We start from the raw sequence: 1,226 nt of genomic DNA, 5'->3' as shown, positions 1-1,226 counted from the left end.
TGTCGCTTGGCACTTAATTGTAAGAATGCGCCGAATTAATCCAAGGTTGGCATTTAATTGTGAGAATCTTGGCCGTCGGATTCTCAAATTAAGTGCATCTGCGATGAAGCTTTCCACGCACGAGTTCGAGCTATCATGCTCTCGGCGGCGTCAGTGAACCGGACGCGATTGTCGCCCATCATGTGATAACTCAGCATCTGGAGCATTTCCGGCCCAGCACGCTCGACGATGGCTACCCCGGCCAGCAGAGCTGGTCGCATGTGAAGCGGCAGGATCGGCTTTGCAGGCGTGGGCAGATTCTCCCCCTGCTCGGCAACGACATGGTCAAGATCAGGGATGATTGCGCCGAGCACACGGAAGCGCCAAAGGTCATGCTCGCGCGGGAAAGGTCTTGGAATGCGTCGCATCAGAAGAAGCCGGGCAATCTCGGTTGGCGATGTCCAGGTGCCGATGCCACGTTCGGCTTCATCGTCGAGCAGATTTTCGCCACGAATGGCGGCACTCCGATATTGCAGGAAAGGGGTGGGGATTTCCCGCTTATCAGGATCCCGGAGTTGGTCTCCGCACAAAGGGCACGTAATGCGCCACCCCAAATGCTGGCTTCGCAGGATTGGTGCCGGTTCAGCGCCACCAGGGCAGCAGTTGGTGCAGACCTGCGTTGGCCGTGTGGCAATAAGACGATGCGATGCTCGCGCGACATTTGCGAAAGTCATTCGACGCATCACGGCCGGCTCGGTGGCAAACATGTTGGCCAGGCGGATTTCCTGATCACCGGTCAGCTGCAGATCTGCCGCTCGCAATGAGGAAGCCTCCGGCAGGCAATGCCGAAGCATGACCAGCGGCGGGACCGCGTAAAAGGCGGCATGCCGACCGATCCAGGATGACAGGAGTTCGTCTGAATGGTGCGACAACACCACCGGCAACGGCCGAGGCGGCGTGTTCTCAATCATGCGAACGCCGCCTCGGCCTCGAATTCTGGCTCCCAGTTCTCGATTGCTTCGTCGTTGATGTGCTCGTGGCCGTTTTCGATGGCTTCGACGGCCAGGCTGTTGATCATGTGGAAGATGTTTGCCGTGATACCCTCGGTGATCTGCAGGATCCGTCGCAGCGATTTCGGTGTAAGCACCGAGGGCCGACGCAGCGGCGTATTGCGCAGGATCGAGGCCACCAGTGTTTCGAACTGTTCGTTTGCAGCCCACCGGCTCAAGGTGAACTGCTCAAACCTG

Annotated in this window: 1 protein-coding gene and 1 pseudogene; both read right to left on the bottom strand. The window is 58.3% G+C overall.

From position 1 onward, the window contains the following. Positions 1-83 precede the first annotated feature (83 nt). Positions 84-950, bottom strand: a complete 867-nt coding sequence (locus K7H91_RS25470; RefSeq protein ID WP_230722959.1) for a TniQ family protein — start codon at positions 948-950, stop codon at positions 84-86. Then, positions 947-1,226 (bottom strand): annotated as a pseudogene (locus K7H91_RS25465) (NTP-binding protein); the annotation flags it as partial. The pseudogene K7H91_RS25465 and the gene K7H91_RS25470, both read right to left, overlap by 4 nt.

The sequence above is a fragment of the Martelella mediterranea genome, assembly GCF_021021415.1.
GTDB lineage: Bacteria > Pseudomonadota > Alphaproteobacteria > Rhizobiales > Rhizobiaceae > Martelella > Martelella mediterranea_C.
This window is presented reverse-complemented; position numbering and strand designations above follow the sequence as displayed.

Coding starts and splice junctions, on each gene's coding strand:
- K7H91_RS25470 (WP_230722959.1), bottom strand. CDS start 950: ATGATTGAGAACACGCCGCCTCGGCCGTTGCCGGTGGTGTTGTCGCAC.